The sequence below is a fragment of the Aquaspirillum sp. LM1 genome (genome assembly GCF_002002905.1).
Lineage (GTDB): Bacteria > Pseudomonadota > Gammaproteobacteria > Burkholderiales > Aquaspirillaceae > Rivihabitans.
The window spans coordinates 2,379,712-2,401,016 of record NZ_CP019509.1 but is presented as its reverse complement, the minus strand read 5'-3'; the positions used below and the strand labels follow the sequence as shown (position 1 = coordinate 2,401,016).

At 62.0% G+C, this 21,305-nt stretch carries 13 protein-coding genes; 9 read left to right on the top strand and 4 right to left on the bottom strand.

All coding sequences use genetic code 11. The features are described 5' to 3' along the window. Positions 1-41 precede the first annotated feature (41 nt). On the bottom strand, positions 42-638 hold the full coding sequence (locus BXU06_RS10290; RefSeq protein ID WP_077299256.1) for a methyltransferase: 597 nt from the start codon (positions 636-638) through the stop codon (positions 42-44). Positions 639-1,038: 400 nt separating this feature from the next. Between BXU06_RS10290 and BXU06_RS10285 the strand changes: the two genes are divergently transcribed. Further along, the gene (locus BXU06_RS10285; protein ID WP_077299255.1) at positions 1,039-2,235 is read left to right on the top strand and encodes a YbfB/YjiJ family MFS transporter; all 1,197 of its coding nucleotides are present in this window, start codon (positions 1,039-1,041) and stop codon (positions 2,233-2,235) included. 54 nt (positions 2,236-2,289) lie between these two features. On the opposite strand, the gene pepN is transcribed toward BXU06_RS10285, so the two are convergent. Both pepN and BXU06_RS10275 read right to left on the bottom strand, forming a co-directional pair. Further along, complete coding sequence (gene pepN, locus BXU06_RS10280; protein ID WP_077299253.1) at positions 2,290-4,923, bottom strand: aminopeptidase N; 2,634 nt, start codon at positions 4,921-4,923, stop codon at positions 2,290-2,292. Positions 4,924-5,068: 145 nt separating this feature from the next. Next, entirely contained in the window at positions 5,069-6,838 is a 1,770-nt protein-coding gene (locus BXU06_RS10275; protein ID WP_077299251.1) for a M61 family metallopeptidase, read from the bottom strand. Between the two features lie 517 nt (positions 6,839-7,355). On the opposite strand from BXU06_RS10275, the gene ccoN reads away from it, so the two are divergent. The 6 genes from ccoN to BXU06_RS10245 all read left to right on the top strand — a co-directional run bounded on the left by ccoN (position 7,356) and on the right by BXU06_RS10245 (position 12,822). Beyond that, complete coding sequence (gene ccoN / locus BXU06_RS10270; protein WP_077299249.1) at positions 7,356-8,780, top strand: cytochrome-c oxidase, cbb3-type subunit I; 1,425 nt, start codon at positions 7,356-7,358, stop codon at positions 8,778-8,780. Between the two features lie 21 nt (positions 8,781-8,801). Further along, a complete protein-coding gene (ccoO, locus tag BXU06_RS10265) occupies positions 8,802-9,416 on the top strand; it encodes a cytochrome-c oxidase, cbb3-type subunit II (protein ID WP_077299247.1) in 615 nt (204 codons plus the stop codon). Between the two features lie 10 nt (positions 9,417-9,426). After that, positions 9,427-9,630 (top strand): cbb3-type cytochrome c oxidase subunit 3, encoded by a 204-nt coding sequence (locus BXU06_RS10260; protein WP_077299245.1) that lies wholly within the window; start codon positions 9,427-9,429, stop codon positions 9,628-9,630. Continuing rightward, on the top strand, positions 9,627-10,541 hold the full coding sequence (ccoP, locus tag BXU06_RS10255) for a cytochrome-c oxidase, cbb3-type subunit III (protein ID WP_077299243.1): 915 nt from the start codon (positions 9,627-9,629) through the stop codon (positions 10,539-10,541). Before BXU06_RS10260 ends, ccoP begins: the two co-directional genes overlap by 4 nt. Positions 10,542-10,838: 297 nt before the next feature. Then, positions 10,839-12,278 carry a cytochrome c oxidase accessory protein CcoG gene (gene ccoG, locus BXU06_RS10250; protein ID WP_077299241.1) on the top strand — a complete coding sequence of 480 codons (1,440 nt, stop codon included), beginning with the start codon at positions 10,839-10,841 and terminating at the stop codon, positions 12,276-12,278. 7 nt (positions 12,279-12,285) lie between these two features. Continuing rightward, a complete protein-coding gene (locus BXU06_RS10245; protein WP_077299239.1) occupies positions 12,286-12,822 on the top strand; it encodes a FixH family protein in 537 nt (178 codons plus the stop codon). Positions 12,823-12,950: 128 nt separating this feature from the next. Here BXU06_RS10245 and dnaE read toward each other — a convergent pair whose 3' ends face one another. Next, positions 12,951-16,391 carry a DNA polymerase III subunit alpha gene (gene dnaE / locus BXU06_RS10240; protein WP_077299237.1) on the bottom strand — a complete coding sequence of 1,147 codons (3,441 nt, stop codon included), beginning with the start codon at positions 16,389-16,391 and terminating at the stop codon, positions 12,951-12,953. A 147-nt stretch (positions 16,392-16,538) separates the two neighbouring features. On the opposite strand from dnaE, the gene BXU06_RS10235 reads away from it, so the two are divergent. Together BXU06_RS10235 and BXU06_RS10230 are read left to right on the top strand one after the other, a co-directional pair. Then, on the top strand, positions 16,539-19,583 hold the full coding sequence (locus BXU06_RS10235; protein WP_171982186.1) for a hypothetical protein: 3,045 nt from the start codon (positions 16,539-16,541) through the stop codon (positions 19,581-19,583). Then, on the top strand, positions 19,580-20,767 hold the full coding sequence (locus tag BXU06_RS10230) for a hypothetical protein (RefSeq protein WP_077299233.1): 1,188 nt from the start codon (positions 19,580-19,582) through the stop codon (positions 20,765-20,767). The genes BXU06_RS10235 and BXU06_RS10230 overlap by 4 nt, the downstream gene beginning before the upstream one ends. The last annotated feature ends 538 nt before the right edge of the window (positions 20,768-21,305 follow it).

Genomic DNA, 21,305 nt, shown 5'->3' with positions numbered 1-21,305 from the left:
ACGGAAAAGTACCGGATGATACGGAGCTTGGACCGATGGGATCAATGCGACAAATTGTCGCAGCGTTGCCAGACCATCCACTGCTCCCGCCCGGCAAATACCGGCAGGCTGTCATCGGCGGGGGCCTGTTCCAGCAGGGTGAAGTGCGTCCCCAGCAACTGGGCCAGTTGATCCGGCGTGGTGCCAAATGGCGGGCCTTTTGGGGTGTCGGCAAAAAAGAAGTAGCCGGCCAGCACGCCGCCCGGTTTCACCAACTCGGCCATTTTGCGGCCCCAGTCGGCCCACACTTTGGGTGGCAGCGCGCACAGCAGTGCCCGCTCGTACACCCAGTCAAATGGCGGTTGGTCAATCAGGAAAAAATCGCCCTGCTGCACGCAGTCGGCGTATTCACCCAACACCTCACGCGCCAGGCTGACCGCCGCCGGGCTGAAATCCACCGCCAGCACCTGCGCGCCATGCTCGGCCAGCCCGCGCACCTCGTAGCCGCTGCCACAGCCGGGTACCAGCACCCGTTCACCCGCTGGGCGGCGGGTGGCAAAGGCGACAAACTGACGCGGCATCTGCCCAGCGTCCCAGGGGGTCACACCTTGCTGATAACGGGTTTCCCAGAAGTCGGGGCGGGAGCTGTCTTGTGCCATGGCAGGCCTTTCCTTGGGGGCTGCACGCCGCTAGGCAGTGCGCGGATGAATTCTGGAATTATGTTTGGGCAAAACGTAAAACCCAGCAAAATCAAAAATATGTACGCCAACCTGCGCAGAAATAAGCCTGTTGCCGTGTTGGCTGAATGGGTCCCGGCTGGCTGGACAGACTATATTTGCATTAATTAGACGATCGGTCTAATATTTTTTGCATGCGTCTGCCTGGCACACCACCACACGAGTGATGAAGGCAGGGCGACGATGGCGGTCCATTGATCCGTCAAGCGCTTGTCACGAGGAGACTCACCATGTTGTGCTGCATTGATCTGACCCAGAACAAAACGGGCCACGCGCTGGCCCACTGGCACACGCGGGAGGATAGCGCGCGGGGGGTGCGCACATGACCCCGGCCATCGATCCTGCCCTGGCCGCCCAGCGCCGCCGGGTGATTGCCGCCGGGGTATGCGGGCTGATCCTGACTGTTGGCCTGGGCCGTTTTGCCTATACCCCTTTGCTGCCGCTGATGCGCGAACAAGCCGGCCTGAGCCACGCAGCCGGCGGCTGGCTGGCGGCGTTTAACTATCTGGGCTATTTGTCTGGCGCGCTGCTGGCGGCGTCAATCAGCGACGTGGCGCTGAAATACCGGCTGTATCGATGGGGCTTGCTGCTGGCCATTGTCAGCCTGCCGGCGATGGGGCTGACCGAGCACTTTGCCATCTGGGCGTTGCTGCGTTACCTGTCTGGCCTGGGCAGCACGGCAGGCTTGCTGCTGGCATCCGGGCTGGTGCTGAACTGGCTGATTCGCCATCAGTTACGCGCCGAACTGGGCGCGCACTTTGCCGGGCTGGGCCTGGGCGTGGTGGTCTCCGGGCTGGCGGTGGGGGCGATGTTGCCCCGGCTGGACTGGTCGGCGCAGTGGCTGGCGCTGGGCATGCTGGGGCTGGGGTTTTTTCTGCCAGCCTGGTGCTGGATGCCTGCGCCGCAGCTGGCGGGCACCAGCAGCACCCCCACGGTGACGCCCCCCTCCAGCCGCTGGATGCGCTACTTCATGGCGGCCTATTTTTGTGCTGGCGTGGGCTATGTGGTCAGTGCAACGTTTATTGTGGCGATTGTGGAAAACCACCCGGCGCTGGCGGGCTGGGGCAGCGGCATCTGGATGCTGATTGGCCTGGCGGCGGTGCCGTCGTGCTTTGTCTGGGACCGGCTCACCCGCGAACTGGGCCAGATGCCGGCCATTTTGCTGGCCTATGCCGTGCAGGCGCTGGCGATTGCCCTGCAGGCCTTCAGCGATGGTTTATGGCTGAACCTGCTTAGCGCCTTGCTGTACGGGGTGACATTTGTCGGCATTGTCAGCCTGGCGCTGTCGATTGTCGGGCGCACCCTGCCGGCCAACCCGGCCAAGGCCATGGCGCGGCTGACGCTGAGCTACGGTGTGGCGCAGATTGCTGCTCCGGCGCTGGCCGGCACGCTGGCGCAACTCACCGGCAGCTATCGCGGCGCGCTGTGGGTGGCGGCGGGAATGGTGGGGGTCGGGATGGGGTTTTTGTGGGCGATGTGGCAGTGTGAACAGCAGGACAAGGCCGCGCAACTGCGCTGACGCTCAGACGGGCGGCGGGGTGGTCTACCGCCCGTCTGAGCCGCTGAGCATGGCTTATGCTGCCTGCTGCAGGTTTTTCGACACAATCTCGTACACATCGCGCGACAGCCCGTCTTGCGCCAGCACGCGGGTAAGCTCGGCATGCATCAGCGCGGCGCGGGCCGGCTCGATGCGGGTGCGGCGGTTGAACACTGCGACCAGCCGCGAAGCCACTTGCGGGTTGATGGCGTCAATCGCCAGCACCTGGTCGGCCATCAGCCGGTAGCCACTGCCATCTGCCGCATGGAAAGCGGGCAGATTGCGGCCAAAAGCGCCAATCAGCGCGCGAACCTTGTTCGGATTGGTCAGCGCAAACGCCGGGTGTTCCATCAGCGATTTGACCGTGTCCAGCACATCGGCGCGACGGCTGCCGGCTTGCAGGGCAAACCATTTGTCCATCACCAGGGCATTGTCGGCAAAGCGCTGGGCAAAGTCGGCAAACAGGGTGTCGCGGGTGTGGCTGTGGGTGTCTGCCAGCGCCGTCAGCGCGCCCATGCGGTCGGTCATATTGTCCGCCTGCTGGTATTGCTGGCTGGCCAGGGCTCCCGCTGCGCCGGCGGGCAGCAGCGCCAGATAAGACAATGCCAGGTTTTTCAGCGCCCGCTGGCCGGCGTCTTCATGACGGAATGGCCGGCCACTGTAGCGCTGCCAGCTGGTTTGCCAGGCGTCAGCCAGCGCCTGGGCCAGCTGGAGGCGGGCCTGTTCGCGCACCTGGCACAGGCGCACCGGGTCGGCCTGGTCGAGCAATTCCAGCAGTTCGGCTTCCAGCGGCAGGGTCAGCGCCAGGGCGGCAAACGCCGGATCGGCGTCAGCGCCGTCCAGCACTTTGGCCAGCGCCTCCACCAGGCAGGCCGACAGCGCTGGCTCGCCTTCGCCGCGATACAGGCGCAGCAGCTCGCGGCTGGCCAGGGTCTGGCCGGCTTCCCAGCGGCTGAATGCATCGCTGTCGTGCGCGCATAAAAACGCCAGTTCGGCGTCGGTGTAGGCGTAATTCAGCCGCACCGGGGCAGAAAATCCCCGTAGCAGCGACGGCAGCGGTTTTTCCGCCAGATCGACAAAGGTGAAGGTCTGCACCGCTTCGGTGACCGACAGCACCCGGGTCAGCGGGCCGGTGGCGCTGTCGCTGGCCAGGGTGACTGGCATTTCCAGGCCGTCTGCCGCCAGAAAACCCAGTGCCAGCGGGATGTGCTGCGGCAGCTTGTCGGTTTGCCCTGGGGTATCCGGGCAGGTTTGCCGCACGGTCAGCGAGGCGGTGTGGCCTTCGGCAAACCAGTCCAGGCTGACGTCCAGCACCGGCGTGCCGGCCTGGCTGTACCAGCGCTTGAACTGGGTGAGGTCGATCTGGTTGGCGTCTGCCATGGCGGCAACAAAGTCATCGCAGGTCACGGCCTGGCCGTCGTGACGGCGGAAGTAGAGATCCATGCCCTTGCGGAACCCGGCAGCCCCCACCAGGGTGTGGATCATGCGCACCACTTCGGCACCTTTTTCGTACACCGTCATGGTGTAGAAATTGTTCATTTCGATATACGACTCGGGGCGCACCGGATGGGCGGTGGGGCCGGCATCTTCAGGAAACTGCAAGGCGCGCAGGCCCTTGACGTCTTCAATGCGCTTGACCGCCCGGCTTTGCATGTCGGCGGAGAATTCCTGGTCGCGGAACACGGTCAGCCCTTCTTTCAGGCTGAGCTGGAACCAGTCGCGGCAGGTCACCCGATTGCCGGTCCAGTTATGGAAATATTCATGGGCAATCACCGCTTCCACGCCTTCAAAGTCGAAGTCGGTGGCGGTGTCGCGGCTGGCCAGCACAAACTTGGTGTTAAAGACGTTCAGACCCTTGTTTTCCATCGCACCCATATTGAAGTCGCCCACGGCCACAATCATATAGGTGTCCAGGTCGTACTCCAGGCCAAACACGTCTTCGTCCCACTTCATCGACTTTTTCAGCGAGCTCATCGCGTGGGCGGTCTTGTCCAGGTCGGTTGGGGCGACGTAGATTTCCAGGGTGACCTTGCGTCCGCCCGAGGTGGTGTAGTGGTCTTTCTGCACCGCCAGCTTGCCCGCCACCACGGCAAACAGATACGCCGGCTTGCGGTACGGATCCACCCATTTCACCCAGTGGCGCTTGCGGTTTTCCGTCAGCCCCTCACCCACTTTATTGCCATTGGACAGCAGCACCGGAAAACGCTGGCGGTCAGCAATCAGGGTGGTGGAAAACTTGGCCATCACATCCGGGCGGTCAAGGTAATAGGTGATCTTGCGAAAGCCTTCTGGCTCGCACTGGGTGTACAGATTGCCATTGGACGCGTACAGCCCCATCAGCGAGGTGTTGCTGGCCGGGTCCAGCCGGGTTTCGATATCCAGGATAAAGCTTTCCGGCACATTGGCCAGACACAGCTGTTCATCGGCCAGCGTCCATGCCGATGGCGGCAGCTTTTCGCCATCCAGCACCACCGACACCAGTTCGGCGCTGCCGTGCAGGCACAGCGTGCTGTCAGACGTGACCGCTTGCGGATGACGCTTGACCACCATGCGTGAACGCACGCTGGTGTGGCTGTCGTGGATATCGAACTCCAGATCCACCCGGTCGATCAGAAAGGCAGCGGGGCAGTAGTCACGGAGGTATTTGGCAACGGGGGCGTGTTCGGACATGGTCGGGCGATCCAGCGCGTTCAGGCGCGCTTGAGGAGGAGTCAGCAAAGATGCCGGGATTATACCCGCTTGGCTAACACTCTCGAAGGGCATTGTGTTATATGCCCTGGCCGCCTGAAGGCCGCCAGGGCGGTGGGGGCTGCGTTTAGCGTCCGGGTGCCAGCCAGCGTGTCACTTCGTCCGGGTTGAATGCCAGCGCGCAGTGGTCGGCTGGGCTGGCTTGCAAGGTCAGGGTGACCGTGAGCAGCCGCTCGCGGCGAAAAGCATGCACGGTGACGCTGTCGCCGGGCTGATAGCGCGCCAGCACGGCGTCGAGGTCGTGAATACGCAGGCCATCCAGCGCCAGCAGCACATCCCCGCCGGACAGGCCGGCCTGCTGCGCCGGGCCATCCTGATAGGCGCACTTGATTTTCCAGCCCAGTGGGTCGCGTTCGGTTTTCACCCCCAGCGTCGGCGGCACCGGGCGGCTGGTGTCGTCGCTGTCGCGCACGGTATGGCTGAGGGTCACGCCGACACTGGCCAGCAGTTCGGTCAGCGGCAGTGCATCGGTGCTGCGCAGCGCGCGCTGGAAAAAGTCGCGCAGGTCCAGCCCGCTGACCTCCATGGCCAGCGCTTCCCAGCCGGTTTCGCTGACCCCCTGGCCATCGGCCAGCCAGCGCTGCCACAGTGCGCGCATCACATCGTCCAGCGAGCGCTGCCCTGCGGTATCGCGGCGGATCAGCAGATCCAGACACAGTGCGACCAGCGCACCCTTGGTGTAGTAGCTGACCAGACTATTGGGGCTGTTTTCATCCTGGCGATAGTATTTCACCCAGGCATCGAAGCTGGCGTCTTCCAGGGTTTGCAGGCGATGGCCAGGGGCACGCTGAACGGCAGTCAGCGTATCGGACAGGCGTTTCAGGTACTGTTCGGCAGACAGCACGCCAGCGCGGACCAGCGCCAGATCGTCGTAATACGAGGTGACACCTTCAAATGCCCACAGCAGGCGGGTGTAGTTTTCCTGATACAGCTGGTGTGGGGTAAACGCCACCGGGGCAATGCGCTTAACGTTCCAGCTGTGGAAATACTCATGGCTGAACAGGCCAAGCAAGTCCTGGTAGGCTTTGTCCAGCGTTGGCTGGCCAGGGGCCGGCAGCGCCTGGCGGTCGGCCATCAGCGCAGTGGAGGCACGATGCTCCAGCCCGCCGTAAATATCCTGGCCGACATACAGCAAAAACACATAGCGGCTGAACGGCGCGGGCGTGCCAAACAGGCGGATCTGCCATTCACACACTGCCTTGACGTCACGCGCCAGCCGTTTCAGGTCGCCGCGATGCTGGCCGCTGACGGCAATTTCATGTGGCACGCCCGCAGCAGTAAAGCGGACGAAATCCACGCGGGCCATTTCTACTGGGTGGTCGATCAATTCGGCGTAATTGTCGGCGCAAAAGCGGCCAAAGCCGTGGCGGCCCCGCTTGCCCGCGCGCGGCAGGCTGCTGACCAGTGTCCAGTCGGCGCACGCCGGATGGCTGGGGGCCACCACTTCCACGCTGACCGATTGGTCGGTGCGTTCGGCCACTTCCAGAAACACGCTGCTGCCATTAAAAAAGCCGCGCTCCAGATCCAGATACGCCCCGCGCACCGATAAATCAAATGCATACACCCGGTAGTGCACGCACAACTGGCGGGCAGCGCCAGGCTCAACGCGCCAGCTGTGTTTGTCTTGTTTATCGATGGCCAGCGGCTGACCGTCGGCCTCGGCACGCAGGCTGACAATATGTCGGGCAAACTCGCGAATCAGATAGCTGCCAGGAATCCAGCACGGCAAACGCAGGGTCAGCGCTGCCGGCCCAGGGGCATCAACCGTCAGGCTGACATCAAAATAATGGGCAGCCGGGTCGGCCAGGGTCAGGCGGTAATGAATGGCATGGATCATGGCGGTGGCGTATGGGCAAAAAGTCGAACAGACAGTGTGCCGGATGGCGGCGAAGATGGGTATGCCTGATTGAGGCCAGGTCTGGGCAAAAGTTCATTGCCGGCTGGCCAGCCGGGCTGGGCGCACAGAACTGACGGCCAGATGGCCTGAAGTGTCTAGGTAAAAATACGGGGGCACTCATGCTTTGGGTGGGGTTCGGTTGACCTACGTCAACATCTTGCCAGGTCATGACAATATAATGACCGGGCTGGAATTGAGTCTTGCGTCTGGCAAGGGTCGTTGTCGAGATACCGTTGTATCCGTGTGGCTTGGAAGGCCCCTTCGATGTAAAATGGGTCAATTCAAAGCGGGGATGTGACAGTAGTCTGTCCCGTAGGCTGGCCAGCACGGCGGCAACGGGCGTCCTCGACCCGATAGCGGTGGAAGCGCGTATTTCATATGGGGGCATATGAAGGCGTTTCCAGAGGCCCGCGCGACGGTTTTTGATTCTTGTGTTAGCAACCTTGGAGAAACCTTAATGGAAACGCAATCCACTTATAACTATAAGGTGGTGCGCCAGTTTGCCGTGATGACCGTGATCTGGGGCATCGTCGGCATGCTGGTGGGCGTGATTATCGCCGCGCAGCTGGTGTGGCCAGACCTGAACTTTGGTCCGTGGCTGCACTTTGGTCGTCTGCGTCCGCTGCATACCAATGCCGTGATTTTCGCCTTTGGCGGTTGTGCATTGTTTGCCACCTCGTACTATGTTGTTCAGCGCACCTGTCACGTGCGCCTGTTTGCCGAAAAACTGGCAACCTTCACCTTCTGGGGCTGGCAGTTGGTCATCGTGCTCGCCGCCATCACCCTGCCGCTGGGCTTTACCTCCGGCAAGGAATACGCCGAGCTGGAATGGCCGATTGACCTCTTGATCACCGTGATCTGGGTGGCTTACGCGATTGTGTTCTTTGGCACCCTGGCAGTGCGCAAGGTGTCGCACATCTACGTGGCCAACTGGTTCTACGGCGCGTTCATCCTGGCCGTGGCCCTGCTGCACATCATCAACAGCCTGGAAATTCCGGTCACCCTGACCAAGTCCTACTCGGTTTACGCCGGTGCCGTGGATGCCATGGTGCAATGGTGGTACGGCCATAACGCCGTGGGCTTCTTCCTGACCGCCGCCTTCCTGGGCATGATGTACTACTTTGTGCCCAAGCAAGCTGGCCGTCCGGTGTTCTCCTATCGTCTGTCGGTGGTGCACTTCTGGGCGCTGATCTTCACCTACATGTGGGCAGGTCCTCACCATCTGCACTACACCGCCCTGCCGGACTGGACCCAGTCGCTGGGCATGGTGTTCTCGCTGATTCTGCTGGCACCGAGCTGGGGTGGCATGATCAACGGCATCATGACCCTGTCGGGCGCATGGCACAAACTGCGCACTGACCCGATCCTGAAGTTCCTGGTGGTGTCGCTGTCCTTCTACGGCATGTCCACCTTTGAAGGCCCGATGATGGCCATCAAGACCGTGAACGCCCTGTCGCATTACACCGACTGGACCGTCGGCCATGTGCACTCCGGCGCACTGGGCTGGGTGGGCTTCATCTCCATCGGCTCCATCTACTATCTGCTGCCGCGCCTGTTTGGCCGCGAGCAAATGCACAGCATGAAGCTGGTGGAAGCACACTTCTGGCTGGCTACCGTGGGTGTGGTGCTGTACATCGCCGCCCTGTGGATTTCCGGTGTGATGCAAGGCCTGATGTGGCGCGCCCTGAACGTGGACGGCACCCTGACCTACTCGTTTGCTGAAGTGGTCAAGGCAACCTATCCGTACCACTTTGTGCGTCTGCTGGGTGGTGTGTTCTACCTGAGCGGCATGCTGCTGATGGCTTACAACATGTTCCGCACTATTGCTGTGGGTCGTGCCGTCAACGCCGAGATTCCGGCTGTTGTGGCCCACGCCCACTAAGTCGGACGAAGGAAAGCGAACATGGAAAAGATCCAGAAACTGATTGAAGAACACGTCGGCTACCTGATCGTGTTTACCCTCCTGACCATCAGTGTGGCCATGCTGGTTGAAATTCTGCCACTGATGTTCCAGAAATCCACCACCGAACCAGTGGCAGGCGTGAAGCCGTACAACGCCCTGCAACTGACCGGTCGTGACATTTACATCCGCGAAGGCTGCTACAACTGCCACTCGCAGATGATCCGTCCGTTCCGCTCCGAGACCGAGCGCTATGGTCACTACTCGGTGGCAGGTGAGTCGGTGTATGACCACCCGTTCCAGTGGGGCTCCAAGCGTACCGGTCCGGACCTGGCGCGTGTAGGCGGCCGCTATTCCGACGAATGGCACCGTGTCCACCTGGTTAACCCGCGTGATGTGGTGCCGGAATCCAATATGCCGGCTTTCCCGTGGCTGTCCAAAAATCTGGCCGACGCTGATGGTGTGGCTGCCAAGATGACGGCGCTGCGCAAGGTGGGTGTGCCGTATACCGACCAGGAAATTGCTGAAGGCAAGGCCATGGTGGAAGGCAAGTCGGAGATGGACGCGATGATTGCCTACCTGCAAGGCCTGGGTCTGGCGCTGAAGAACGTGCGTTGATTCCCGGCCCATGGACGGCATCAATCTGATTCGAATCATCTTTACCGTGCTGTCGTTTGTCTGCTTTTTGCTGATTGCCTTCTGGGCATACAGCAAAAGCAGCAAGAAACAGTTCGATGAAGCGGCCAATGTGCCCTTTATGGATGACGGTGATGATTCACTGCAAGCTGGCGGCACACGCTCGCCGCCGGCTTCCGACGGAGCAAAAAAATGAGTGATTTTGTTAGTGATTTCTGGAGTATCTGGATCACCGCAGTTGTCATTATTGGCATCCTGGGCGTGACCTTGCTGTTGTTCACCCAGTCCAAGACCACACTGAAAAAGGGTGAGCAAGTCCAGACCATGGCTCACGTGTGGGATGGCGACCTGCAGGAGTACAGCAACCCGCTGCCGCGCTGGTGGATGGGCATGTTCTACCTGACCATCTTCTTCAGCATTGGCTACCTGGCCCTGTATCCGGGCCTGGGCAAGTGGGCTGGCCTGCGCGGCTGGACCTCGGTAGGCCAGTTCAAGGAAGAACGTGCTCAGGCAGAAGCCAAGTACCAGCCGCTGTACGACAAGTACCTGAAGCAGGACATCAAGACGGTGGCCGGTGACAAGGAAGCCCGTGAAATGGGTCAGCGCCTGTATCAGACCTACTGCATCCAGTGCCATGGTTCTGATGCCCGTGGTGCCAAGGGTTTCCCCAACCTGACCGACAACGACTGGCTGTATGGCGGTAGCCCGGAAGCCATTCACCAGACGCTGGAAGCCGGTCGCCAGGGCCAGATGCCGCCGTTTGGCGCTGCGCTGGGCGAAGAAAAGGTCAAGGATCTGGCCAACTACGTGATGTCGCTGTCTGGCAAGAAGCATGATGCCGACCGCGCTGCACGCGGCAAGGGCGACTTTGCTGTATGCGCCGCATGTCACGGCCCGGATGGCAAGGGCAACCAGGGCATTGGCGCTCCTAACCTGACCGACAACATCTGGCTGTATGGCGGCACCGAAAAGACCATTATTGAAACCATCACCAATGGTCGCGCCAACCAGATGCCGGCATGGAAAGACTTCCTGGGCGACGGCAAGGTGCATCTGCTGACCGCTTATGTCTGGGGTCTGTCCAACGGCGCACAAAAAGCTCAGTAATTTATCTGGCTGATTGTCTGTGTCACACTGCCCGCTTCGGCGGGCAGTGTCGTTTCCGCGTATCCTGCAACCCATGGCGGAGTGCTGGCCGGCGCGATGTTGACCTGCATCAACAAGCGGAAAACTTTGGTTCACTAATTCCGCCCAAATCATTATCTGATTTGATAGAATGTGTGGCATCAGTTGTTTGCCTCTTTGCCCTGTCACCATGCGCAGGGGGTTTAGCCAAGCGGTAGCCTGCTCTATCATGCCGGCATGTGCTACCGTTTGGCTAAACCTCACTCAGGAACCACGAGTATGTCTACCGACAAAAAGTCCATCCCGATCAAACCTGTCCCCAGCGACAAGGCCGAACAGGCCGAAACCGTCTCGCTGTACGCAGAGCACAAAAAAATTCACCCTCGCCATGTGACCGGCCTGTTTGCCAATTTGCGCATCGCCATGGTGGTGCTCACCCAGCTGGTGTACTTTGTGTTTCCGTGGCTGAGCTGGAATGACCGCCAGGCAGTGCTGTTTGACCTGGTCAACCGCAAGTTCTACTTTTTTGGCATCACCTTCTTTCCGCAGGATTTCATCTACGTTGCTGCCCTGCTGATGATGTGCGCGCTGGGGCTGTTTGTCTGGACCACCATCGCGGGCCGCTTGTGGTGTGGCTACGCCTGTCCGCAAACGGTGTATACCGAAGTGTTCTTGTGGATTGAGCACTGGATTGAAGGCGACCGCAGCAAGCGCATCAAGCTGGATGCCGCGCCGATGTCGGCGCGCAAGCTGGGCCTGAAAAGCGCCAAACACACGCTGTGGATTGTGTTTTCGCTGATTACCGGCTTTACCCTGGTGACCTACTTCACCCCGCGCACCATGCTGATTGACGAGCTGCTGGTGTGGGATCTGGGCCCGTGGGAAACCTTCTGGATCTTCTTCTACAGCTTTGCCACCTACGGCATGGCCGGTTTCATGCGCGAGCAGGTGTGCAAGTACATGTGCCCGTATGCCCGCTTCCAGAGCGTGATGTTTGACGCCGACACACTGATTATTTCCTACGACACCGAACGTGGCGAACCGCGTGGCGCACGCAAAAAGGGCATCGACCCGGCCAGCGTGAACAAAGGCAGCTGCGTGGATTGTGGCATTTGCGTGCAGGTATGCCCCACCGGAATTGATATCCGCGATGGGCTGCAGTACGAATGCATCGGCTGTGCCGCCTGTATCGACGCCTGCGACGAAGTGATGGACAAGATGAACTACCCGCGCGGGCTGATTCGTTACACCACCGAAAACGCGCTGGAAAAACACTATCCGGAAAGCCAGATCTGGACCCGGATGAAGCGCCCACGCGTATTGATGTACTGTCTGGTGCTGTTTACCGTGTTCAGCATTGCGGTTACTGGGCTGTTCTTGCGCCAGCCGCTGAAGGTGGACATCATCCGCGACCGCGCGTCACTGGTGCGTGAAACTCAGGATGGTTTGCTGGAAAATACGTACAATATCCGCTTTATCAATATCTCCGAGAATCAGCAAAAGCTGAAGCTGTCGGTCAAGGGCCTGCCGGGCATCAAGCTGGTGGCCGAACGTGACATCATTGATGTGGGCCCGACGCAAAATGTGCTGGTGACCATCAATGTGCAGGTTCCGCCGGAAAGCGCGCCCAAAGGCAGCCACAAGATCGAGTTTGAAGTGAAATCGGTTGGCGATGACTCGGTAGATATTGAAGAGCACAGCAGTTTTATTGGAGAGTAAACCCGTCATGATGCACAAACCCGCCACCCCGTCCGCCCTGCCCTGGTATCGCCAACGCTGGCCCTGGTTGCTGATGCTGGGTCCGATGGTGGTGGTGGTGGCTGGCATCAGCACGGCGGTGCTGGCGGTGAAAACCGAAGACACCCTGGTGAATGACGACTACTACAAGCGCGGCAAGGAAATCAATATCGAGCTGACCCGCGACAACGCCGCCGCCCGGCTGAAAATGGGCGCACAGGTGATGTTTGGCGACGGCGGGCGCAATGTGCGCATCATGCTGCAAAGCCCGGTAGAAGCCGCACCCGCCAAGCTGCGCTTGTGGATGTTGCATCCCACCCTGTCGCAACGTGACCAGGAAGTGGAGTTGAACAAGACCGGCGAAGGGTTTTATAGCGGCACAATGCAATTGCCCACCGCCGCACACTGGTTTGTGCGTCTGGAAGACCTGAGCGGGCGCTGGCGGCTGCAGAGTGAATGGCGGCCCAACGAAGACAATGTGGTGGCGTTGTCCAGCCAGCCCACACTGTCGACGGCCAGCCAGTAGCCCCCCGTAAACCCGCTGATTTGCTGCTGATGTAGTGATCCGCCAGACCCGTACCCAGCAATGCGTGCGGGTCTGGCTTTTTCTGGCCAAGCGCAGCGGGCTGCCCCTGTGAGGGGGCAGCACAGCGGTTACATCACCACTTCCACGGCTTTTTCACCCAGCAGCGCGCGCAGGCTGTCCAGCAGCGGGTCGCTGAGCAGCACGCGCCAGTCGTCGCCAGCGTCCAGTTCGCAGCGGGCCTGGCTGCCGCTGTAGCGAAAGCGCAGCGGGCAGGCACCGCTGCCGGCAAACGGCTGCAGCAGGTGCTTGAGCTTGGTCACGTCGCAGTTGTCGGTCAGTGTCAGCGCCAGATGCTGGGCAAAGCGGCTTTGCGCCTCGGCCAGATCGTAGACATTTTCGGCGATGATGCGCAGCCCGCCAGAAAAATCATCGTAGCTGACCTTGCCTTCCACAATCAGCACCGCGTCTTCGCGCAGCTTGTGCCGATGCGCTTCAAATGCCTCGGAAAACAGCGATACATCCTGTTTGGCGGTAGCATCGTCCAGCTGAACAAACGCCATCTTGCCGCGTCCGCCCACCTTGGTGCGCACCGAAGTCACCACCCCAGCCAGGGTTTGCAGGTCTTTTTTCGGGCTCAGGCTGGCCAGTGTGGCCTTGGCAAAGCGGCGTACTGCTGCGGCGTAGGCGGTAAACGGGTGGCCGGACAGGTAAAACCCGATCGCCAGTTTTTCTTCCGACAAGCGCTGGGCCTCGGTCCAGGCTGGCACCTCCACCATGCGCACAGGCGGCGCGGCGCTGTCGTCAAAATCATCAAACAAGCCACCCTGATTGATATTGGCCGCTGCCTGCTCGGCCAGGCTCATTGCCAGCTCCACATTGGCCAATAGCTTGGCGCGGTGTGTATCCAGCCCGTCAAACGCGCCAGCGCGGATCATGGTATCGATGGCGCGGCGGTTGACCACTCGCTTGTCGGTGCGCCGGCAGAAGTCAAACAGATCGACAAACGGGCCGTTGGCCTCGCGCTCGGCAATCAGATGCGCCACAGCCGCCTCGCCAGTGCCCTTGATCGCGCCCAGCGCGTAGCGGATATGCTGGCGGTCGGTTGGCACAAAGCGGTAATGGCTGTGGTTGATGTCCGGGGCCAGAAACTTCAGCTTGTTTTTAATGCAATCATCGTAAAACACCCGCAGCTGGTCGGTGTTGTCCAGTTCACTGGACATGGTGGCCGCCATAAATGCCGACGGATAATGCGCCTTCAGCCAGGCGGTCTGGTAGCTCACCACCGCGTAGGCCGCCGTGTGCGACTTGTTAAAGCCGTACTCGGCAAACTTGGTCATCAGGTCAAACAACTGCTCGGCCAGCGCCGGATCGTAGCCCTTGGTCTTGGCCCCTTCGGCAATAATGCTGCGGTGCTTGGCCATTTCTTCCGGCTTTTTCTTGCCCATTGCCCGGCGCAGCATATCGGCACCGCCCAGCGTGTAGCCACCGATAATCTGCGAGATCTGCATCACCTGTTCCTGATACACAATCACGCCATAAGTCGGTTCCAGGCAGGCGGTCAGGTCGGGGTGGAAGTAATCCACCGCCTGCTTGCCGGCCTTGCGCAAGATAAAGTCGTCCACCATGCCCGAGCCCAGCGGGCCGGGGCGGTACAGCGCCAGCACAGCGATGATGTCTTCAAAGCGGTCGGGTTTGAGCTTTTCCAGCAGCTTTTTCATGCCATCGGATTCCAGCTGGAACACCGCCGTGGTGTTGGCCTCCTGCAATACCTTGTACGCCGCCGGGTCGGTAAACGGCATGGTGTTCAGGTCGATGCTGAAATCCGGCTGCAACGCTTTGATGTAGCGCACCGCCAGATCAATGATGGTCAGGTTGCGCAGGCCCAGAAAGTCGAACTTCACCAGGCCGACTTGTTCCACATCGTCCTTGTCAAACTGGCTGACCGGGCTGGCGTCTTCGCCGCTGGCCTGGTACATCGGGCAAAAATCGGTAATCTTGCCCGGTGCAATCAGCACGCCGCCGGCGTGCATGCCGATATTGCGGGTGAGGCCTTCCAGCTTTTTTGCCAGCACCCACAGCTCGGCCACTTCTTCCTCGTGCTCCAGCCTATCCTTGAGGATGGGCTCCATCTCCACCGCGTCGTCCAGGCTGTACTGTTTGCCCGGTGCGGCCGGAATCAGCTTGGACAGGCCATCGCAAAACATATACGGCAAATCCAGCACGCGGCCCACGTCGCGTACCACCGCCTTGGCCGCCATGGTACCGAAAGTCACAATCTGGCTCACCGCGTCGGCGCCGTATTTGTCGCGCACGTACTCAATCACCCGCCAGCGGTTGTCCTGGCAGAAGTCGATGTCAAAGTCAGGCATCGACACCCGTTCCGGGTTCAAAAAGCGTTCAAACAGCAGCGCGTAGGCCAGCGGGTCGATGTCGGTAATGCCAATGCTATAGGCCACCAGCGAACCCGCGCCCGAGCCCCGGCCCGGCCCCACCGGGCAGCCGTTGTGCTTGGCCCAGTTGATAAAGTCGGCCACGATCAAAAAATAACCAGGAAACCCCATCTGGATAATGGTATCCAGCTCAAACTTCAGCCGGTCGCGGTAGCGCGGCAGCTCGGCTTCGCGCGCGGCGGGGTCGGGGTAGAGCGCCTGCATGCGCTCCATCAGCCCTTCGTTGGCGCGGTGAATCAAATACTCATCCAGCGTCATGCCATCCGGGGTGGGGAAATCCGGCAGGTAGTTCTTGCCCAGCTGGATGGTGACATTGCAGCGCTTGGCAATTTCCACTGAGTTGGCCAGCGCTTCCGGCAGGTCGGCAAACAGCTCGGCCATTTCTGCCGTGGTCTTGAAATACTGGTCTTCGGTAAACAGCCGGGGCCGGCGGCGGTCGCCCAGGATTTCACCCTTGGCGATGCACACCCGCGCTTCATGCGCTTTGTAGTCGTCGCGGTCCATAAACTGGATCGGATGGGTGGCCACCACCGGCAGCCCGGCCTCGCCAGCCAGCCACAGCGTGCGTTCCACCAGCGTGTCGCAGTGTGGCGCGCCATAGCGCTGCACTTCCAGATAAAACCCATCGCCAAACCGCGCCGACCAGTCTGCCGCCGCCGCCTGCGCCGCCGGCAGATTGCCCTCCAGCAGCGCCCGGCCCACATCGCCCATCTGCGCGCCCGATAGCGCCAGCAGGTGGCGGCAGCGTTCCGGGCTGAGCCAGTCGCGCTTGAGCTCGGCGCGGCCATGGTATTGGTGGGTGCGGTAGGCGTCGGTCAGCAGCTGGCACAAAATCAGATAGCCCGGATGGTCGCGGGCAATCAGCAGCAGCCGGAACGGCGCATCGCGGTCGTCCGGGTTTTCAATCCAGGCATCCACGCCAACCACGGGCTTGATGCCCTGGCCTCGGCTGGTTTTGTAAAACTTGACCATGCCAAACAGGTTGGCCAGATCGGAAACCCCCAAAGCCGGCATGCCATCGGCCGCAGCGCGGCCCACAGCGTCATCCAGACGCACAATGCCGTCGGTGATGGAAAACTCGGAATGGAGGCGGAGATGTACAAAGCGCGGGGTAGTCATCGTGGCATTTTACCCGGTTCGCTGGCGGCTGTCGGCAGACATGCGCACCAGGCGCGGCCAGATGCCCACGTCGCGTTCACCGCTTGCCTGCTTGTCTTACCCACGCGACAATGCTTTTTCATTTGGCAACGCTTTTGGGATAGCACAATGCCTGATTCATCCGCCGCCACCGTGTGCATCAGCTTCACCTTGCTGGATTTGCCCGGAGCCGAGCGTCTGCTGCCAGACACGCTGGTTAAAGCCGCACTCAACAGCAAGCTGCCCGCCAGCGTGGCGGCGGCGTATTTTCGCGGCTTTGTTCACCGCACCGAGCTGAGCGCCTGTTATGCCGATTGCCGGGGTAAATCCGCCGAGTGGGTCAACCAGTTTGTTGCCGCCTGCCAGCAAATACTGGCTGCCCGGCAAGCGCCGTTGTGGCTGTGTCTGGCGGTAGACGCTGGTGCCGCCAGCGCCGATGGCGACTGGCTGGAAGCCGCTGCCACTATCGCCGCCCCCAGCCTGGACAACTGGACGCCCGAGCCCGACAGCGGCTTTGCCCTGTGGCGGCCATTGGGCCACGCTGCCAACGATGAAGACGCGCTGGCGCAGCTGCTGTGGCGCGCGCGCGATTACCAGCAACGCTGGGTGAACAACAAAGGCCGCTATTTTTATTACCCCCGCGACCACGAAGAACGTCCGCTGTGCCAGGCGCTGGCCGGCCACAGCCCATTTGCCCTGGTGGGACAATCGTTGGCCGGCAAAACCCGCCTGCTGCTGCGCTGCCTGCTGACCCTGGGCCAGCCGGTGCTGGTGGCGCAGGGCGACGCCGGGCAATGGCGCTTTCCGGCGGGGCTGCCAGCCGAGCTATGGGTGGTGTTTGACGACATCGACCAAAATCTGCAAGACGCCAGCTTTGCCGCGCAGTTTAGCGCTTTCAGCCAGCGCCACCCACGCTGGGCGGCCACCTGCCGCAGCGGCGAAGCCTACGCCCAACTGCGCGACGCGCTGCCGGCGCGGGTGAAAGAAACCCTCCGCCCGCAACTGCTGGGCCGGCTGAACGATCAAGAAGTGGAACGGGTGGCGGTGCAGCTGCACCTGAACGCCAACCTGCCGAAAACCCGCCTGCGCCAGGCCCCGCGCAATATTGGCTATTACTTTTTGCACGACGCCATCACCCTCTGGCGTGAGCAGTTTCGCCAACTGCCCGGCAACGAACACACCGCCCTGCGCGGCGTGGCGCTGGCGCTGCGGCTGGACGGCGGCGGCATGGACAGCATCGCCCAGGCCCGCCCGCGCCAACTGCTGGAAAACACACTACCCACCGCGCTGGACGCCGCCGAATTTGAGATCGCCTGCCAGGCGCTGGCCGACCGCGCCGACGCCAAAGCCTGGTTTCAGTGGCGCGCCGCCAACCGCACGCTGAGCCTGGAAAGCGTGTTTGTGGACGAAGTGATCGACCCCGAGCACGCCCTGCTGGCGCTGGACTACGCGCTGGCGGCGCATGCACTGCCCGCGCAGGACGGCGCGCGCTGGCTGGCCACCCCGCGCGCACTGGCGCACTGGCTGGAGCAAGCCGCCCGCCCCGGCGATGGCCGTGCGCTACGCCTGGGCGACGCCGAGCTGACGCGCCTGCTGCCCATGCTGCGCACCCTGTTTGCCAAACCCGACGCCCACGCCTGCCGCGCCCTGCTGCTGCTGTGGGCCTGCGCCCAGCCCGAGGCGCGTGAGCGGCTGCTGCGCGAATTTGCCAGCAAAGTGCGCCCGCAACCGCAACAAGACCGGCTGACGCTGAATTTGCTGCTGCGCGACAGCGAACCGCCGCTGCCCGGCGACGCGGTGCTGACGCTGTGCCACACGCTTAAGCTCAGCCCGGATATCTATATCTACACCACCTTGATCAGCCGCTCGCAAAACGCCCACGAGCGCCAGCGCCTGCTGGGCGAGATGCGCACCGCTGGCCTCACACCGAATGTGGTGACGTTCACCAGCCTGATCGAGAAAGCCGCCAGCGAAGCCGAGCGCCAGCGCCTGCTGGGCGAGATGCGCGCCGCTGGCCTCACACCGAATGTGGTGACGTACAACAGCCTGATCGAGAAAGCCGCCAGCGAAGCCGAGCGCCAGCGCCTGCTGGGCGAGATGCGCGCCGCCGGGATTAAACCCAATGTGGTGACGTTCACCAGCCTGATCGAGAAAGCCGCCAGCGAAGCCGAGCGCCAGGGCCTGCTGGGCGACATGCGCGCCGCTGGGATTGAACCCAATGTGGTGACGTACAACAGCCTGATCGAGAAAGCCGCCAGCGAAGCCGAGCGCCAGGGCCTGCTGGGCGACATGCGCGCCGCCGGGATTGAACCCAATGTGGTGACGTACAACAGCCTGATCGAGAAAGCCGCCAGCGAAGCCGAGCGCCAGCGCCTGCTGGGCGACATGCGCGCCGCTGGCCTCACACCGGATGTGGTGACGTTCACCAGCCTGATCGAGAAAGCCGCCAGCGAAGCCGAGCGCCAGCGCCTGCTGGGCGAGATGCGCGCCGCTGGCCTCACACCGGATGTGGTGACGTTCACCAGCCTGATCGAGAAAGCCGCCAGCGAAGCCGAGCGCCAGCGCCTGCTGGGTGAGATGCGCGCCGCTGGGATTGAACCCAATGTGGTGACGTTCAATAGCCTGATCGAGAAAGCCGCCAGCGAAGCCGAGCGCCAGCGCCTGCTGGGCGAGATGCGCGCCGCTGGCCTCACACCGGATGTGGTGACGTTCAACAGCCTGATCGAGAAAGCCGCCAGCGAAGCCGAGCGCCAGCGCCTGCTGGGCGAGATGCGCGCCGCTGGCCTCACACCGGATGTGGTGACGTTCAACAGTCTGATCGAGAAAGCCGCCAGCGAAGCCGAGCGCCAGCGCCTGCTGGGCGACATGCGCGCCGCTGGTATCAAACCCAATTTGATCACCTTCAACAGCGTGATCAAGCGCGCCAGCAGCTTGGCCGCCGCTGAGGCGCTATTGGCCGATCTGCTGGCCGCCGGGCTGCGGCCAGACAACTACACCCTGCCGGCCTTACTCAAGCACGCGCCCGACTACGCCACTGGCCTCCGGCTGTTTGAGCAATGCCGCCGCGCCGGCCTGCGCCGCCCCAACGACCATGTGTGGCGCGGTTTGCGGCGTTTGGCGCGCAGCGCCGATGAGCAGGCGGATGTGGAGCGCTTGCAACAGGAGGCGACATGAGCTTTCCGCTGACCATCCTGCGCGGCCACCGCGCCAAGCTGGAGTTTATCGACCGGGCGGCGCTGCGCCAGTGGCTGGAGGCGGAAAGTCAGGCGTGGGCCTGGCTGCTGGACGGCGACTGGACAGCGGCCATGGCCTTGGCCGAGCAGGTGATGACGCGCCAGTGTGCCGCGCTGGAGCAACTGCGCGGCGAGGCAGATGCCCACTACAGCGGTGCCGAGGCCGACGCCCAGGCCGCACGGCTGCGCCAGGCGCTGCAAGATGGCTACGCCGGCTCCACGCCAGCGCTGTGCCGGGACGATGCCGGCGCAGGGGAAATTCTGGCCGAGGCAGCCCGTGCGCCGCTGCTGGCGCTGGGCATGCTGGCGCAGGCCTTGGCGCTGGCCGACAGCGCCGACGAAGCGCCCGCCGTGGCGCAAGGCCGGCTGCGCTGGCTGCGCGCCCAGCCCGAACTACTGCGCGCTGAGCTGCAAGTGCGCCAGCAACAGCTGGCCGAACGCGAACAGGCGCTAGCGCAACAGCAAAACCTACTGACGCAGACGCTGGATGAGCTGGAGCGCACCCAAGAGCGCAAAGAAGCGCAATCCAGCGCCAGCCATGTGCTGCGCGAGCTGGATCAGGCGCGGCAGGCCAATGCCCGCACCCTGGGCTGGCTGGCCGGGCTGATGTTGGCGTGGCTGGCCTTGGCGGTGCTGGGCTTATGGCTGGCGCTGGCAACCACCCACCCCACTCCGCCCACGCTGCCCGCCGAATGTTTGCAAACCGGCCCACTCAGCCCGCTGTGCCAAGTGCTGGCCGAGCAAGCCAAAACCCTGGTGTGGCGGCAGTGGGGCGAGCGGCTGGCGTTGTTTGCCTTTGTGATGACAGTGTTTGGCTGGGGCATGCGCTGGCTGGGCGGTATGCTGCAAGACAGCTGGCGCGCCGGCCAATCCGCCGCCCGGCGCTGGGCCACGCTGAACGTGGTGCTGGCCGATGAAAAACGCAAGCTGGTGGGCAATGGCGACGCAGATTTGGCGCGCATCCGCCAGGAGGTGTTTGGCGACGCCCCGGCCAGCAAGGCCGACGAGAAAAAAATCAACGAGAAAAAACCGGAACCGGCGCTGGAGCTGCCCAGCAAGCAGTTGGGCGAACTGGCGGATGTACTGAAAAAACTCCGCGATCTTTTCAACTCGGCGGGCAAATAAGCCCAGCCGCTGAAAAACGCCCGCCACCTAATCGCCAGTTAGGTTGAAATACAAGAGTGCATGTGAGTCAGCTTACATCTGATGCCTCTGTTTAATTTATTTTAAAACAAAGCCTTACCTTGCTATTCCTTGCCACGGCGAACCACCCGCCGCATCCCACCGCGTCATTCCCGCGCAGGCGGGAATCCAGAGGCATCCACAACGTGCAGCGGGTATCAGCTCTCACGATCGCCCTGCCATGCTCCACGCCCACGGCGCACGCTGTGGTGCAGTCTGGGTTCCCGCCTGCGCGGGAACGACAAATGGGTGAAACTCATGCCAGAAGAGGGCTAGCCTCCGGTGGGTGCTCCTGTGTAATCTATTTTAAAACATAGCCTTACCTGGCTATTCCTTGCCACGGCGAACCACCCGCCGCACCCCACCCCGTCATTCCCGCGCAGGCGGGAATCCAGAGGCATCCACAGCGTGCAGCGGGTATCAGCTCTCACGATCGCCCTGCCATGCTCCACGCCCACGGCGCACGCGGTGGTACGGCCTG

What these genes read in the sequence shown, in the direction of transcription:
- BXU06_RS10290 (WP_077299256.1), bottom strand. Translation starts at nt 638, where the DNA reads ATGGCACAAGACAGCTCCCGCCCCGACTTCTGGGAAACCCGTTATCAG.
- ccoN (WP_077299249.1), top strand. Translation starts at nt 7,356, where the DNA reads ATGGAAACGCAATCCACTTATAACTATAAGGTGGTGCGCCAGTTTGCC.
- BXU06_RS10275 (WP_077299251.1), bottom strand. Translation starts at nt 6,838, where the DNA reads ATGATCCATGCCATTCATTACCGCCTGACCCTGGCCGACCCGGCTGCC.
- dnaE (WP_077299237.1), bottom strand. Translation starts at nt 16,391, where the DNA reads ATGACTACCCCGCGCTTTGTACATCTCCGCCTCCATTCCGAGTTTTCC.
- BXU06_RS10285 (WP_077299255.1), top strand. Translation starts at nt 1,039, where the DNA reads ATGACCCCGGCCATCGATCCTGCCCTGGCCGCCCAGCGCCGCCGGGTG.
- BXU06_RS10260 (WP_077299245.1), top strand. Translation starts at nt 9,427, where the DNA reads ATGGACGGCATCAATCTGATTCGAATCATCTTTACCGTGCTGTCGTTT.
- BXU06_RS10235 (WP_171982186.1), top strand. Translation starts at nt 16,539, where the DNA reads ATGCCTGATTCATCCGCCGCCACCGTGTGCATCAGCTTCACCTTGCTG.
- BXU06_RS10230 (WP_077299233.1), top strand. Translation starts at nt 19,580, where the DNA reads ATGAGCTTTCCGCTGACCATCCTGCGCGGCCACCGCGCCAAGCTGGAG.
- ccoG (WP_077299241.1), top strand. Translation starts at nt 10,839, where the DNA reads ATGTCTACCGACAAAAAGTCCATCCCGATCAAACCTGTCCCCAGCGAC.
- ccoP (WP_077299243.1), top strand. Translation starts at nt 9,627, where the DNA reads ATGAGTGATTTTGTTAGTGATTTCTGGAGTATCTGGATCACCGCAGTT.
- BXU06_RS10245 (WP_077299239.1), top strand. Translation starts at nt 12,286, where the DNA reads ATGATGCACAAACCCGCCACCCCGTCCGCCCTGCCCTGGTATCGCCAA.
- ccoO (WP_077299247.1), top strand. Translation starts at nt 8,802, where the DNA reads ATGGAAAAGATCCAGAAACTGATTGAAGAACACGTCGGCTACCTGATC.
- pepN (WP_077299253.1), bottom strand. Translation starts at nt 4,923, where the DNA reads ATGTCCGAACACGCCCCCGTTGCCAAATACCTCCGTGACTACTGCCCC.